Source organism: Pectobacterium atrosepticum (assembly GCF_000740965.1).
Classification (GTDB): Bacteria; Pseudomonadota; Gammaproteobacteria; order Enterobacterales; family Enterobacteriaceae; genus Pectobacterium; species Pectobacterium atrosepticum.
Map to the genome: position 1 here is coordinate 1,383,113 of NZ_CP009125.1, position 15,033 is coordinate 1,398,145.

Genomic DNA, 15,033 nt, shown 5'->3' on the forward strand with positions numbered 1-15,033 from the left:
CGATGTGCGTGCTAACAAATACGCGGTAAAGGTTCCGCATGAGGAAGATCTAGCGTGCGCTTCACGCTGTAAAGCCCGGTTATGCGTACACCTTTCCGTTCAGTTACTTCGCCAATCAACGCCGCATCACATCCCAATGGGTGTTGATGTAGGGCTTCCATCACGGCGGACGCAGATTCTCGGCGGGTAATAATGACCAGTTTACCCTCATTGGCGAAATTTAGCGGATCCAGTCCCAGCAGTTCGCACACGCCGCGGACAACGGGTTTTACTGGCAGCTGTGCCTCGATAATGTCCATTCCATACCCGCTGCTGGCCGCAAATTCATGTAGCACGGCATTCACGCCACCGCGCGTGGCATCGCGTAGCGCTTTGACGCCGGGTATCGGTAGCAGCGTTTGAATCAGGGGGGTTAACACCGCACAGTCGCTGGCTAGCTCACCTTCCAGACCAAGCTGTTCGCGCAGATTGAGAATCGTCGCCCCGTGATCGCCCAGCGTTCCGCTGACGATAATGACATCGCCTTTGTCGATCTGATTGGTTCCCCAGCACACCTGATGGGGAATGGCACCGATGCCAGCGGTGTTAATGAAAATCTTATCCGCCGCGCCGCGTGGAACCACTTTGGTGTCGCCGGTGACGATATCTATACCTGCTTCCTGAGCGGTTTGCGCCATGCTGCGCACGATAGTTTCCAGCATCTCCAGACTTAATCCCTCTTCGAGGATAAAGCCGCAGGAGAGCCAGCGTGGTCGCGCACCGCTAACGGCAATATCATTGGCTGTGCCACAGATTGCCAGTTTTCCAATATTCCCACCGGGAAAGAATAACGGATCAATGACATAGCTGTCGGTAGAGAAAGCCAGCCGGTCGCCGCTGGCAGTGAGCTCTGCCAGCGATAAGCGTGCCGCATCTTCTTGCTCTGCGAGCCATGGATTAGAGAAGGCCTCTATAAACAGGCTGGAAATCAACTGTTGCATTGCTCGGCCGCCGCTGCCATGGGCGAGGGTAATGGTTTTCATCATGCAGTCTCCTGTGCGCGATATTGATACCAGGCGGCGCACGCGCCCTCGGAAGAAACCATCAGCGCACCGAAGGCACTTTGTGGCGTGCAGATTGTGCCGAAGAGCGAACATTGGTGGGGTTTACAGCGCCCGGTTAATACGTCTCCACAGCATGCCCGCGGATCGTCACTGGTTTCTTGCGGCTGTAGGCGAAAATAACGTTCCGCATCGAACTGCTGGTAATCTGGGGTTAATGTCACGCCGGATTCACCAATAATCCCCAAACCACGCCATTCGGCGTCACCTTTCAGCATGAAAACATCCGCTATCGCTTTTTGCGCTAGCGTGTTGCCTGCATCTGGCACCACACGGCGGTACTGATTTTCAATATCAGGTTGACCGGCGAGTTTTTGCTCGATCAACATGAGAACACTTTGCAGCAGGTCAACCGGTTCAAATCCTGCTATGACCAACGGTCGCTGGAATTCAGTGGCGATAAACTGGTAAGCATCAACCCCGATTACCATGCTGACATGTCCCGGCGCGATAAAAGCGTCAATGCTGTTATCCGGCTGTAACAGCAGGCTGCGTAGGGTGGGGATGATAGTAATGTGCTGACAAAAAAGGTAAAAATTGTCGACGCCATCGGCCTTGGCTTGTTGCAGGGTGAGTGCGGTTGCTGGCATGGTGGTTTCAAACCCCAGGGCGAAAAATACCACTTTGCGCTGCGGATTATCGCGAGCCAGTTTTAGTGCATCCAGAGGGGAGTAAACCACGCGGATGTCTGCTCCGTGGGCGCGGGCATCCAGTAAAGAGCCATTTTTCCCCGGAACACGGATGGCGTCACCGAAGGTACAAAAAAGCGTTTCTGGATGGCTGGCTATCTCAAGGCAGTTGTCGATACGCCCCATCGGCAGGACGCACACCGGGCAGCCTGGGCCGTGAATAAATTCAATATTTTCCGGCAACAGTTGATCAATACCAAAGCGGTATATCGCGTGCGTATGGCCTCCGCAGACCTCCATAATGCGCAATGGACGCTGTTTGGTATAAGAAAGCATCGGGGCCCGCTGGTTAAGGTGGGCAATAAGCGCCATCACTTTCTCGGGATCGCGGTATTCATCGACAAGATGCATTAGCGCTGATCCTCACCGTACAGCAACACGCCGACATCCGGTTCGACGCCAAACATCTTTTGTAATATCTCCAGCGTGTTGAGGGCTTCCTGTTCGTCAATCACGCTCATGGCGAAGCCGACATGTACCAATACCCACTGATCAATTCGTGACTGGCCATCGTCGTCATATGCACCGACTAATAACATGTTCACTTCGCGGCGAATGCCGCAAACATCGACCCATGCAGCACTGTCGCCGATAAGCTCTTTTACCTGACCGGGAACGCCTATGCACATTGTTGTTGCGCCTCCAGCCACGTTAACCACTGCTCTATACCGTCCCCTTTGGTGGCGGAAACCAGCAGGATTTCAATATCCGGGTTAACCTCACGGGCGTAGTCCAGACATTTTTCAACGTCAAAATCGAGATACGGTAGCAAATCCACTTTGTTCAGTAGCATCAGGGAGGCTGCCGCAAACATATGTGGATATTTTAGCGGCTTGTCTTCTCCTTCCGTGACGGAAAGTACCACCACCTTGTGACGTTCGCCCAGATCGAAACTTGCAGGGCACACCAGATTGCCAACGTTTTCGATAAACAGTATCCCACTATTCGCCAGCGGCAGACGCTGCATGGCGTCATGGATCATTTGTGCATCCAGATGGCAGCCTTTTCCCGTGTTGACCTGAATGGCAGGCGTACCGGTTTCGCGTATCCGGGCTGCATCGTTACTGGTTTGTTGGTCGCCTTCAATAACGGCACATTCCGCGCGACCGCGCAGGCGGCGCAGCGTTTCCGTCAAGAGCGTGGTTTTGCCGGAACCGGGGCTGGATACCAGATTGAGCACCAACTGCTGTCTGGCGGAAAACTGCGTGCGATTGTGGGCGGCGATCTGGTTGTTTTTATCAAGAACATCGATTTCTATTTGCAGCATTCGGCGCTGCGTCATTCCCGGTGCGTGAGTTCCCGCTTCTCCATGTCCGTAGTGCAAATCACCCGAATGGGTTTCCTTAGGCATAAAAGAGGGCGTTTTCAGTCCGGTAATCTTTATGGCTGGATGCACGGCTGGTGCAAAAGGGGCGCTGCGAAAAGCGGAATGGGGATTATGTTCATCCCCTTCGATATAGCGGTTACCTTCGCCGCAACCACAGGTTGTACACATATTAAATCTCCTGTTCTATTTCCATGCGTTTGAGCTGGATGCCATCGTCTGCCACAATTCGCAGGTTATCGCCCTGACATTGCGGGCAGCGACGTACCTGGATGGTTAACAGCGTGACAGACTGTTGGCAGTCGTAACACCAGCACTCAGCTTCCTGCTGGTGGAGGTGGAGCTGGCATCCTTCCGCCAGTGTGCGGCGACATACCATGCCAAAACAAAAATCGAGGGAGCTGGTTTCAACGCAAGAAAAAGCGCCAATCTCCAGCCAGACTGCAGTGACCTTTTTGGCCCCGTGTTGCTGGGCTTGCTGTTCAATAATTTCGATGGCGCGCTGACAAAGCGTGAGTTCATGCATTAATGTCTCCGAAGCAAAACCATACCGCCGTAAACGGTATGCCATACTTGTCCGGCTGCTTTTTCTGCTTTAAGAAGTTCTATTTTCTCAGCTACTGAAAGCCTTTTTTTTGATGCTGTCGGGTATTGTGATGAGATTTCGCCCAAATCTTTCCAACTGTGGGATGGAAAGTAAGGCGAATAAGAGACTCATGGTCAAAGAGGTATGTGGGAAGGTTGCTTTTGACGGCATTCTATTATTGCTCATCAATATAAGGATGTGCAGTATGTGAGGATTTAATTATATTCTCGGTAATATGCATCGATGATTTCATAATAAATGAGTTTTTTATGACTGGTTGGTATATATGCTTCATGTTTAAGGTCTATGAAAATTCAATATTATCGTCGCGCCGGTGTATTATTCTCTATGATTATAAAAAATTAATATATCGATGGTTATAGAAATAACGCTATGATATATAGCGAATGACATTATCCTACTTCTAAGGCAGAGTAATATTTCTTAGTGAATGTTTTATTAATAATTATTTATCATGCTATGTGTGTTACTACACGAAAATGTAGGCGCTAAGCGTGAGGAAATAAAAATATTGTGTCAGATCAAAGTACCGGGTACTGTCGATTTTATTATTTTTACACCCCTTTATAATTAGTGCATCTTAATTCGGAAGTGGTAGCTAAATCCCCGATGATTTCACTAAATACTTCCCGAGTTGCTGGCACCTGGGATATCCGGCGAGAGAAACTGGTCGATATCGCGGAGGCGTTACTCCGCCAGCAGGATCCACTCTCCGTTTTATCGGTTCTGGCAGCCCTATCCTCTGAATTCGTTTTCTTCCAGTCGGTTACGTTGTCGTTGCCCAGCTATGGTGTCTGGCAGCAGGATGTCACGCAGGAAACCCCGCCGCAGGGCGAGTGTTGTTCCGGTGGCGGACACTGTACGATGCCGCTAAACAGTACCAGCCCGTTGCAGGGGGAATTGAGTTTTATTCGTTCCCGTGGTGGACATTTTACGCCAGAAGAGCTTGGTTTTCTGCGTCAGGTGGCCTGCCTTGCTGGCGGAGTGCTTTCCCATATTTGCCACAACAAAACCTTGCTGGATGAGTCCCAGCAGATGCGCCATCAGCGCGATCATTTCCGCATTCTGGTCGATATTACGAACTCGGTGCTATCTCATCTGGATATGGATGCGCTGGTGCAGGAAGTTTCGCGGGAGATCCACCGTTTTTTTGGCGTTCAGTATATTGCGATGGCGCTCAGCAACAGTGAAAAACCTGCTGATTTCCGCCTATGGTCGACCTATTATGCCCCAGAGTCCCCGGTATCCCGCCATCAGTGTACGTTTCCTCGTGCGAAATCGTTAACTGAGCACGTTCTACAAAGCCACGAGGTCGTCGTGCTCAATCTTGACGACGATCGCTGCCAACAGGCTCGCGATACTTTTTTTGATGAATTGCGTTCCCGCCAGTTGTCTACGGTGTGTCTGTTGCCGCTTTCTTTCAATAGTGAGCCGTTAGGTGTGCTGGTTCTGGCCTATGAGCAAGCGGATTTTTTTCATGACAATCATCTGAATCTGTTGCAGCAAATAGCGGCTCGTATCGGCATCGCTGTGGATAACGCCGATGCTTACGGTCAGATTTCGCGTCTGAAAGATACCTTAAAGAATGAAAATATCTGGCTCAATGCGCGTATTCAGAACACGGATGCCGAGGGCGATATCATATATCAAAGCGCTCAGATGCGGTCGGTATTGGAGCAAATGAGTATGGTGGCGACGAGCGACAGTACCGTACTGATCCTCGGGGAAACCGGTACGGGTAAAGAGCTGATTGCACGGGCTATTCATAAGATGAGCTATCGGCACAAAGGGTCGATGGTCAAAATGAACTGCGCCGCCGTGCCTTCAGGTCTGTTGGAAAGCGATCTGTTTGGGCATGAAAAAGGGGCATTTACCGGGGCTTCCACGGTTCATATCGGGCGTTTTGAAATGGCGGAAGGCGGCTCGCTGTTTTTGGATGAAATTGGCGATATGCCGCTTGAGCTTCAGCCCAAGCTGTTGCGGGTGCTACAGGAGAGGGAAATCGAGCGACTGGGTAGTAATAAGGTCATCCCAGTAGATGTACGCCTGATTGCCGCAACCAATCGCGACCTGAAGCAGATGTCGATGGATCGCGAATTCAGAAGCGATTTGTATTACCGGCTGAATGTTTTCCCGATCTCTATTCCGCCGCTACGCGAACGGCCTGAAGATATTCCTCTGCTGGCGAAATTCTTTGTCCAGAAAATTGCGCATAGAATGAAACGTAGCATAGACAACATTCCGGCGCAGGCGCTGCGCCAGCTCTGCCAGTACCCCTGGCCGGGAAATGTGCGCGAGCTGGAAAATGTCATCGAAAGGGCGGTGATCCTGACCCGAGGTTCAACGCTGAATTTGCAGATGCACGAGCTGAATGTGTCTGTACCGTCGGTATCGGTGAAAGAGAATAAAATTGCTCTGACACCGCCGCCGGAAAACGATGAGAATGAACGTCAGCGCATCATCCAAGTGCTGCGAGAAACCAACGGCGTGGTGGCTGGGCCACGTGGTGCGGCCCTGCGGTTAGGGCTGAAACGCACCACGCTGCTTTCGCGTATGCAGCGGCTAGGGATTTCGATATACGATTTATAACAGTCTGACGGGTAAATTGCCGGAGCGTTGCTCCGGCATCGTGTTAGCAGGCTAGGCTTCTTCAACCGTGAGCTGCGCAAACGGGCCGTTACCTTCCCATTCAGGCAGTTTCCGATACACGGTTTCCACTGCCTGTTTGATTTTTTCCGTCATCGGGTAACAGAACCCAACAATATCTGGCTGAATCCCCAGAAAAATGACGTCTGGAACCGTCTCTTTTAACCGCTCGATTAAAAAGTTAAGCGGCATGTTGTGCGTGCTCATCATAAACATTTCGGCAATGTCGTCTGGATCGATAAGACGTATGTCGCCCGGCATTAACCCCATATCGGCAGCATCCACAATGAGTACCCGATCGGGGTGTAATGCCTGAATGTGATGCGTCATATCTTCCGGCGTGGCACCGCCATCAATGGGAATCCAGCCCGTAATCGGGCCGGCCGCCATCATTTCCGCAAGCAGCGGGCCGGCACCGTCGTCACCCATCATTTTGTTACCGACGGTCAGAAGGATATCAGGTGTGGTATTGGTCATCGGTTCATCCTACTTTATTGGCAATCTGTTTTTTTACGATGAGATAAATAGCAGGCTCTTGCTGAATTTCTGCCAGCAGACGCAGTAGTGTGGTACTCCAGGTTTGAAACGGCTCCAACTGCCCGGTTTGCGCCAACGGGGCCAGCGCGTGGGCCAGCATATCGACGTGCGTGCTATCGATATAAATTTCTCCGAAGGTCAACAGACCGTTCATTTTGCGCTGTGCGTCTCCGGTGCCGAGCATGGCTGTCCACTGCGGATAGCGATCGAGATCGCAGGTCAGCTCGGCTTTCAGGCAATCGATCACGCCGACATGATGGCCAATCGCCAGTGAGTAATACATCACCTGCTGGGGCTGTTCTGGCACGGATTCGCTGTCGAGAAATTTCTGGCGCAGCGACCAAAAGATAACCTGATCTTCAGACATTCGGTGCCTCCCGCAATAGCTGCGTCAGGCACTGTACGATTTCACGCAGGCGCGGGTCGTTTTCCTCGCTGAGCCAGACATCCAGTTTTTTGGCGGCAGTGGAGAGGTCGGAACCCGCTAGCAGAGTCAGTAACCGATCGCTGATTTCGCGGCCTTTCCGATATCCAGCCAGTCGACGGGCCTCCCGCTCAACCATAACGCGTGTCGCCAGCGGTATGGTGGGCAGCAGAGTTTCCGCACGCTCTCCTGGCAACTGAATGTGGTCTTGCCCTTTCAGTTTTTGCTCCAACAGGCCGAGTGCTACGGCAAAGCCGTGGATCGTCGCGGCGGGTGTCGGCGGGCAGCCAGGGATCCAGACATCGATAGGGACAATGCTTTCACTGCCGCCCCATACGCAATACAGGTCGTGGAAAATGCCACCGCCACAGCCGCACGCCCCGTAGGAGATACAAATTTTAGGGTCCGGCGCAGATTCATAGGCTCGTAGGGCGGGAACCCGCATTGCGCGGGTGACCGCGCCAGTAAACAGTAAAATATCGGCGTGACGCGGCGAGGCTACCACTTTTATACCGAAACGTTCGGCATCAAAGAGGGGCGTAATCGCGGCGAAAATTTCGATTTCGCAACCGTTACAGCCACCACAGTCAACGCGATAGACGTAAGCCGAACGCTGAATATCTTTCAGCAAACGGCCTTTCAACTGGGCAGCCTGCTCATCGAGGGTAATGGGTTGGCTGACATGATGGTTTATTTTCATTTCTGGCTGGCTCATTTTGCCTCTCCAATGTGATAACTCAGATTGGTGCGACCGTGATGATTCAGACTTTGTTCACGTTTGCAGGCCGGACAGGTTTCAAACTGGGGTCGCATTTCTTCTATGCTCTCAGCATCAATACCGGAATGGGCCAGCAGCGCCATGGCATACTCCACCGATTTCTCTGCGGCGAAGGGCTGACGGCACACTCGGCACTTCAGCAGAGTAAAGGTGGCTCGGGTGTATAAGTCTGGCTTGTGGGTTACGGCCAGTTCAAAATCTGCTGATAGCTGAATGGCGCGGGTCGGGCACACTTCTTCGCAGCGGCCGCAAAAGATGCAGCGCCCAAGAAACAACTGCCAGGTGCGGGCACCTGTCTCAATGTCGGTTTCCATGGTCAGCGCGTTGGCTGGGCAGGCGATGGTGCAGGCACCGCAGGCGATGCATTGCTGGGCGTCATATTCCGGTTTACCGCGAAATCCAGGGCAAACCTCCAGAGGCGCAAACGGGTATTTGACGGTGACATCGCCAGCCTGCCAGATGGTTTTAAATAATTTCAGCATCATTCATCCCTCATTTCAGCGGCGAATTCTTACGCTCAATGCTGTAACGCTCGATCTCTTTGTAAGGCACCGTAGTGGATTTGCGTTTTTTAATGTCCACCAGCGTAACGCGGTCGGTGCATGAATAGCAGGGATCGAGACTACCGATAATAAGCGGCGCATCGGAGATGGTGTTACCGCGCAGCATATAGCGCAGTACCGGCCAGTTGGCGTAAGTTGCCGCGCGGCAGCGCCAGCGGAACAGTTTCTGGTTGTCGCCTAGCATGCTCCAGTGCACGTCTTCTCCGCGCGGGGCTTCGGTATAGCCCAGTGCGAACTTATACGGTCGGTAGGTAAATCCTTCGGTTAACAGGGGACCTTCCGGCAGGTGATCCAGACCGAACTCCACCATGGACAAAGATTCCAGCGTCTCTTGCACCCGTACCATTACGCGGGAGAACACATCGCAGCCGTCCAGTGTGAACAGCGTTTTCGGCAGTGCGCTGTAGCCGGCGTAATCATGGTCGAAACGCATATCGCGGGCAAAACCACTGCCGCGAATCATCGGGCCAACCGGGCTGTAGTCACGCGCGATCTTACGATCCAGCAGGCCGATGCCCTGGGTACGTTGCTCCATATTGGGTGTGTTGAGCAGCATATCGACCAGTTGGGTCACTTCGGCCCGCATTTCCTGGACCAGTTTGATCCCTTTCTGACGCTGTTCTTTCAGGATGTCGCGGCGGATACCGCCGATCAAATTGAGTCCGTAGGTTTTCCTCGCGCCAGTTAGCAACTCCGCCAGCGCCATGGATTTCTCTCTGACTCGGAAGAACTGCATAAACCCAGTATCGAAGCCAATAAAGTGGCTGGACAACCCGATATTGAGCAGGTGGCTGTGCAGGCGCTCCACTTCCAGCAATATACTGCGGATAGCGTGAGCGCGCGGTGGCACGTAGATGCCCAGTGCGTTCTCCACCGAGGAGGTATAAGCCACGCTGTGCGCGAAACCACAGATCCCACATACCCGATCAGACAGGAAGGTCACTTCGTTATAGCCCATGCGGGTTTCCGCCAGTTTTTCCATGCCGCGGTGGACATAGAATAGGCGGTAGTCCGCATCGACAATACGTTCTCCGTCAACAAACAGGCGGAAGTGGCCCGGTTCATCTGAGGTAATGTGCAGCGGACCGACGGGGACGATCCGTGCCTCGCTGCCGCCTTCATTTTTAAACTGATAGGTTTCAATTTGGGTCGTTGGCTCTGGGCGTAGCCGATAGTCCATGGTGTCTTTACGCAGCGGGTAGAGATCGTCGGGCCAGTCATCCGGCAGCACCAGACGGCGCTCATCCGGTAGCCCGACGGGTATCAGGCCGTACATGTCTCGAATTTCGCGCTCCCCCCAGACGGCGGCGGGAACTCGCGGGGTGACGGAGGGGAATTCCAGCGTCAGGGGATCCACATACGCCTTAACCACGATCCAGCACTTCTCGCCCTGTTCCATGGAGAGCGCATAATAGACCGCGTAATTACCGTTTAATGTTCGTTCGTCGTTGCCAAACAGCACCGGCAGCCAGCCGCCTAACGGGTAATAAATAAACTCTACGACGTCTGGCAGCGACTCGGTTTTTATCGTAATAGTCAGTTGATCGTGAGTTTGCCACTCCTCATCGAGTACCGCCGCCGGGAATTTTTGGCGAATTTGTGCCAGGTAGTTCCCCCCCAGTTTTTGGTCGCTCTGAATGGCCCTGACGTGATTATCGTAAGTCACTTTTCTCTCCTGATGAGGTATTAACAGCACGGCGGCCAGCGGTACTCACGGTATTATCGGAACCACTTGCCCAGGGCCAGGTGTAATGCGGCTGTACGGCACGGCTGTCGCGTTGCAGCACGACGCTTGCCGCGTTTTCGAGCATCTGTACTACCGGATGTGGAATGTAGGTTCCCATGATCAGCATGAGCACTAACAGGATCGCCATGGGCAAGGTGGTGAGAAGCCCGAGTTCACCTCGGCTGACCTGCTGCGGCGCGGAACCAAAAATGATGGCCGAGATCATGCGCACCAGTCCTCCCATCACCAGCGTTAACAACAGCAGTAGAACGAGGGTCAGCCAGAAATGATCGGCGCTCAGCGCCGCGACCACGGTCATGAACTCGCTCAGGAATATGTTGAAAGGGGGCATTCCACCCAGCGCCAGCGCACCGCCAGTCATCAGCACGGCGGAGAAGGGCACGACGTTCAGCATGCCTTTGACGACGGTAATATCACGCGTGCCGTATTTCAGCAGGACATTACCGGAACCGCAGAACAGCAAGGTTTTGCCCAAACTGTGGTTTAGGGTATGAAGCATCGCAGCCAGTACGCCCAGCGGACCGCCAATCCCCAATGCCACGGCGATAAGCCCCATATTCTCTACCGAGGAGTAGGCCAGCAGACGTTTTATGTCGGTTTGTACCAGAATAAAGAATGCCGCGACTGCAATAGAAAGCAGGCCGAAAACGATAAGCAGTGTGCTGGTAAAGCGGTTGCCGATGGTGCCGTTAATAATGATGTTGTAGCGGAGAATGATCAGTAATGCGCAGTTCAGCAGCACTGCAGATAGCAGGGCGCTAACCGGACTTGGCGCTTCGCTGTGCGCATCCGGCAACCAGGCGTGCATAGGAAACAGGCCTGCTTTAGTACCAAAGCCAATCAGAACAAACACGAACGCCAATTGCATCAATACCGGATCCAATAGGGCGGCATGTTGCAGAACATCGGTCCAGAAAATGGCGTCGTCTGGGTTGGCCAGAATGTTGGTGGCGTTGGCGTAAACCAGAATAGTACCGAACAGGCCAAATGCGACCCCGACGGAACAGATGATAATGTATTTCCACGCGGCTTCCAGAGAGGAGCGCTGATTGTAGGTACCGACCAGAAAGGCGGAACTTAACGTGGTGGCCTCAACCGCAGCCCACATCATAATCAGATTATTACTGGTGATGGTCAGCAACATGGTGAATACGAACAGATGGAAGAAGCCGTAATAGTTGCACAACCCAGAAACGGACACCTCGCCATCGTCCACTTCATGGCGCATATATCCGATGGAGTACAGCCCTGTAATAAAGCTGACTATACCGAGAATGGCCAAAAACAGGAGGCTCAGGGCATCCATATGCAACCATTTGTGCGCAGCCAGAATGTCACCGTGATAATAAATCAGGGAAACCACCCACAGCGATTCCACTAACAGCGCCGCAATCCCGATAGCATGCAGTGTTGTGACCAATCTTCGTGCGGCAGATCCCGCCAGATGGCAGCTAAAATTCAGCACGGAGATCCCGAGTGGTGTTAGCAGCAGCAATAAAAGTACGGATGTATCGCTCATCCTATTACCCCTTCAGCGCGGTCAGTTGGTCGACACTCAGCGTATTGAGAGTGCGCCAGATCTTACGGGCCAGTATCGTCATGATGATGACGGCAAAGATTGCGTCAGTGGCGATACCAATTTCCACTAGCTCTGGTGCCTTACTCGCCAGCAGAGCCAGAGTGAGATGCGAGCCGTTCTCCATCAGGCAATAGCCAAATACCTGTTTAAGGATGTTGCGCTGTGTGACGATGCAGAGCAGGCCCACCATAAAATGGCCGAGCGAAACCGCCAGCGCGGGTTTCAGCGTCGCAAGCAGCGGTAGCTGAACGGGTTCAGCGACAAACCAACACAGGATGACGATGGCGGCGGCGAGGATCATCAGTACCGGAAGGCTTATCACACTGCCTTCGTGGGCGGGATCGCGCATGGTGCGAAAGGCGAAATACAGGATGGCGGGGACGAGTACAACCTTCGTAAAAAAGGCGCTAATGGCCCATGTCCTCAATTCGTGGGCGTCCAGCGTATAAGACAGCGTTAAAAACAGCAGTACCAGTATCAGCGCCTGAAGTGAATATAGCCAACAGGACGCCGTAGGACGTTTTACGCCGATGACCATCAGCGAGGTGAACATCATCAGCCCCGCCAGATTATTGACGATAAGTGAACCGGTCATAATCAATCTCCCTTATCCAAGCCAGATTACGGCAATGACGCTGGAACAGAACGACATCACGATCAGTACCAACAGTACCAGTCGCATCGTTATGGGCAGCGGTGAAGCCTGAACCAGTTCTTCACTCGGTTCTCCGGGGACAACCTGGCCGAACCAGTAGATAAGCCAGGCGAAGCTGGCGACAGACTCGATCAGCACCAACACCATCAGCGGCGTCATTACCCAGAATTCGTGAGACATGGCGAACCCTGCTGCAAAGATGGGGAATTTGCTGAAAAAGCCGTTAAGCGGCGGAACGCCGGCGATAGCCAGTGCCGCGATACAGAAACCGATACCCACGATGGGCATTTTGTTGATCACGCCGCGTAAACGCGGTAACAGGCGGGTGCCGCAACAGTAGCTGAGGGAACCTGCCACTAGGAAGAACAGGCTCTTCGCAAAGGCGTGGTTGAAAATGTAGGCAATCCCACCCTCAAAGGCTTCACGGGAGCCAAAAATGGCGATGGATAAAGCAAGGAAGATGTAGCCCAACTGGGTGATGGTGGACCACGCTAACAGGCGTTTCATATCTTTCTGCGGCAGGTACATCAGGAAACCGTAGACGATAGTCAACGTGGCCATGCCAATGCCTACCCAGCCAATCACCAGCGGGATATGCCCAGATTCAACAATCGCGCGGGCATAGATATATACCCCGACTTTCACCATTGAGGCGGCGTGCAGATAGGCACTGACTGGCGTCGGTGCTTCCATGGCATCCGGTAGCCACGCCTGTAACGGCAACTGGGCCGATTTGCCCCAGGCCGCGAACAGAATACCGCCGAACACCAGCAGCGCTGGGGTGCCGCTAAGCTGGGACAAGGCACTCAACGCAAACGTACCCGTTGAGATAAACAGCATGGCGGCGGCAATAAACAGGCCCAGAGAGGCGACGTGAGTTATCAGCAACGCTTTCAACGCTGATCGCTGTGACTTTGCCGTCTGATAGTAGCCAATCAGCGCCCACGAGCAGCCACCCGTTATTTCAAAAAATAATAACTGGCCGAGGATCGTGGAGGACATGACCAGCCCAACCATGGCACCAATGAAGATCAGCAGGAAAGCATAATAGCGATTGGTTCCCTCATGCGGATGTTCGCGGTTGCCTGTATTCAGATAGCCTATTGAATAGAGGCTGACCAGTAGGCCGAGGAAGACGACGGCAAAAACGATCAGCGTACTGATGCGGTCGACCGTAAAACCAAACAGCGCCACGTTGCCATAGCTCAGAAGGGGAAGCGTGACGGCGACTTTCCCGTGTGCCAGAAAGCCCCAGCCCAGCACCAGAGTGCCAAGCGTCGCCAGCAAAGCGAACCCTGTGCAAAGCCATTTCGCGTTGCGCTTCGGCGAACATGCCGTCAGCAACGCGCCAATAAATGGCAGTAACAACGTTGCGAGGGCCGTATTGGTCATAAAGGATGAACTTTCCATCATGATTTTTCAGACTCCTTACAGACCGGTCAGATAAAACACAAATGACAGCGTGGCAACGCCAAATCCTACCCAGGTGACCCGGTGGGTCAGCAGGAAGCGTCCGCGGGCCAGACTGTTTTCAAATAGCGACGCCAGTACAAAAATCACCAGCAGTTTGATCAGCATCAGGACAAGCGCTAGCAGCAGGGAGCCTGCGGTGATCTCCGATGCTTTACCGAATGGCATAAACACAGCCAGAAACAGTGCGGCAACCACCACCTGCTTCAGGCCAATGCCCCACTTCACCAGCGCCAGAGCGCAGCCGGAATATTCGGTCAGCGGCCCTTCCTGCAATTCCTGCTCCGCCTCTGCCACGTCAAACGGGATTTTTCCCATCTCGATAAAACTGGCGAAGCCGCAGGCCAGCAGTGCCAGCAGCGTTGCCGTCGGTGAGACCCAAGCGTCCGTCAGCGTGGCGCTGATAGTCCCGATGTTTGTGGAACCCGCTATTAGGGCGACAACCAACAGGCCAAGAATGAGTGTCGGTTCAACCAACACGCCTAGCGTCAGTTCACGACTGGCACCGATACCCGCGAAGGTGCTGCCAGTGTCGAGACCGGATAGGGAGAAGAAGAAACGGAACAGCGCAAACAGATACAGTAGGGTGATGATGTCACCCGCACCGCCAAAGGGTGACGTGCGGGTCAATACTGGTAGCGTCATTGCAATCAGTAACATGCTGCCCAGTAACACCCAGGGCATTGCGCGAAAGATTATGCCGGATTGCGCCGGAGCGACGTCCTGACGTCCGAGCAGTTTGACTATATCGCGGTAGTCTTGCCAGATGCCCGGCCCACGGCGTGAGTGCATGCGGGCGCGGATCTGGCGGGAAATACCGGTAAATAAAGGTGTCAGTAACAAAAGGATCCCTGCCTGTATCAGCGCAAAGATACCCATCATTAGCGACGGAGTTTCTTGCATCGTCATGATCT

Annotated in this window: 15 protein-coding genes; 1 reads left to right on the top strand and 14 read right to left on the bottom strand. The window is 53.3% G+C overall.

The genetic code is table 11. The features are described 5' to 3' along the window. Positions 1-11 precede the first annotated feature (11 nt). Genes hypE through hypA form a run of 5 tightly spaced genes read right to left on the bottom strand, consistent with a single transcriptional unit; the run spans position 12 to position 3,639 of the window. The gene (gene hypE, locus GZ59_RS06050) at positions 12-1,022 is read right to left on the bottom strand and encodes a hydrogenase expression/formation protein HypE (RefSeq protein WP_011092821.1); all 1,011 of its coding nucleotides are present in this window, start codon (positions 1,020-1,022) and stop codon (positions 12-14) included. Continuing rightward, complete coding sequence (hypD, locus tag GZ59_RS06055) at positions 1,022-2,140, bottom strand: hydrogenase formation protein HypD (RefSeq protein ID WP_011092822.1); 1,119 nt, start codon at positions 2,138-2,140, stop codon at positions 1,022-1,024. The genes hypE and hypD overlap by 1 nt, the downstream gene beginning before the upstream one ends. Then, positions 2,140-2,418, bottom strand: coding sequence for a HypC/HybG/HupF family hydrogenase formation chaperone (locus GZ59_RS06060; RefSeq protein WP_011092823.1), 279 nt, complete (start codon positions 2,416-2,418; stop codon positions 2,140-2,142). The genes hypD and GZ59_RS06060 overlap by 1 nt, the downstream gene beginning before the upstream one ends. Next, the gene (hypB, locus tag GZ59_RS06065; RefSeq protein WP_011092824.1) at positions 2,409-3,284 is read right to left on the bottom strand and encodes a hydrogenase nickel incorporation protein HypB; all 876 of its coding nucleotides are present in this window, start codon (positions 3,282-3,284) and stop codon (positions 2,409-2,411) included. The genes GZ59_RS06060 and hypB overlap by 10 nt, the downstream gene beginning before the upstream one ends. A gap of 1 nt (position 3,285) precedes the next feature. Further along, a complete protein-coding gene (hypA, locus tag GZ59_RS06070) occupies positions 3,286-3,639 on the bottom strand; it encodes a hydrogenase maturation nickel metallochaperone HypA (protein WP_011092825.1) in 354 nt (117 codons plus the stop codon). Positions 3,640-4,329: 690 nt separating this feature from the next. Between hypA and GZ59_RS06075 the strand changes: the two genes are divergently transcribed. Continuing rightward, the gene (locus GZ59_RS06075) at positions 4,330-6,309 is read left to right on the top strand and encodes a sigma 54-interacting transcriptional regulator (protein ID WP_011092826.1); all 1,980 of its coding nucleotides are present in this window, start codon (positions 4,330-4,332) and stop codon (positions 6,307-6,309) included. Positions 6,310-6,360: 51 nt separating this feature from the next. Here GZ59_RS06075 and hycI read toward each other — a convergent pair whose 3' ends face one another. The 9 genes from hycI to GZ59_RS06120 are packed head-to-tail and all read right to left on the bottom strand — an operon-like array spanning position 6,361 to position 15,028. Then, the gene (gene hycI, locus GZ59_RS06080) at positions 6,361-6,843 is read right to left on the bottom strand and encodes a hydrogenase maturation peptidase HycI (RefSeq protein WP_011092827.1); all 483 of its coding nucleotides are present in this window, start codon (positions 6,841-6,843) and stop codon (positions 6,361-6,363) included. Between the two features lie 4 nt (positions 6,844-6,847). Beyond that, a complete protein-coding gene (locus GZ59_RS06085) occupies positions 6,848-7,270 on the bottom strand; it encodes a formate hydrogenlyase maturation HycH family protein (RefSeq protein ID WP_011092828.1) in 423 nt (140 codons plus the stop codon). After that, complete coding sequence (locus GZ59_RS06090; protein ID WP_011092829.1) at positions 7,263-8,042, bottom strand: NADH-quinone oxidoreductase subunit B family protein; 780 nt, start codon at positions 8,040-8,042, stop codon at positions 7,263-7,265. Before GZ59_RS06090 ends, GZ59_RS06085 begins: the two co-directional genes overlap by 8 nt. Continuing rightward, the gene (gene hyfH, locus GZ59_RS06095; protein ID WP_039294784.1) at positions 8,039-8,587 is read right to left on the bottom strand and encodes a hydrogenase 4 subunit H; all 549 of its coding nucleotides are present in this window, start codon (positions 8,585-8,587) and stop codon (positions 8,039-8,041) included. The genes GZ59_RS06090 and hyfH overlap by 4 nt, the downstream gene beginning before the upstream one ends. A gap of 10 nt (positions 8,588-8,597) precedes the next feature. Continuing rightward, positions 8,598-10,307 (bottom strand): hydrogenase large subunit, encoded by a 1,710-nt coding sequence (locus tag GZ59_RS06100; RefSeq protein WP_373365828.1) that lies wholly within the window; start codon positions 10,305-10,307, stop codon positions 8,598-8,600. Between the two features lie 13 nt (positions 10,308-10,320). Further along, positions 10,321-11,934, bottom strand: a complete 1,614-nt coding sequence (locus GZ59_RS06105; RefSeq protein WP_011092832.1) for a hydrogenase 4 subunit F — start codon at positions 11,932-11,934, stop codon at positions 10,321-10,323. Positions 11,935-11,938: 4 nt separating this feature from the next. Beyond that, positions 11,939-12,589, bottom strand: coding sequence for a hydrogenase 4 membrane subunit (gene hyfE / locus GZ59_RS06110; protein WP_011092833.1), 651 nt, complete (start codon positions 12,587-12,589; stop codon positions 11,939-11,941). Positions 12,590-12,601: 12 nt separating this feature from the next. Beyond that, the gene (locus GZ59_RS06115) at positions 12,602-14,059 is read right to left on the bottom strand and encodes a hydrogenase 4 subunit D (protein ID WP_039294787.1); all 1,458 of its coding nucleotides are present in this window, start codon (positions 14,057-14,059) and stop codon (positions 12,602-12,604) included. An 18-nt stretch (positions 14,060-14,077) separates the two neighbouring features. Further along, positions 14,078-15,028, bottom strand: a complete 951-nt coding sequence (locus tag GZ59_RS06120; RefSeq protein WP_039290690.1) for a respiratory chain complex I subunit 1 family protein — start codon at positions 15,026-15,028, stop codon at positions 14,078-14,080. Between the last annotated feature and the right edge of the window lie 5 nt (positions 15,029-15,033).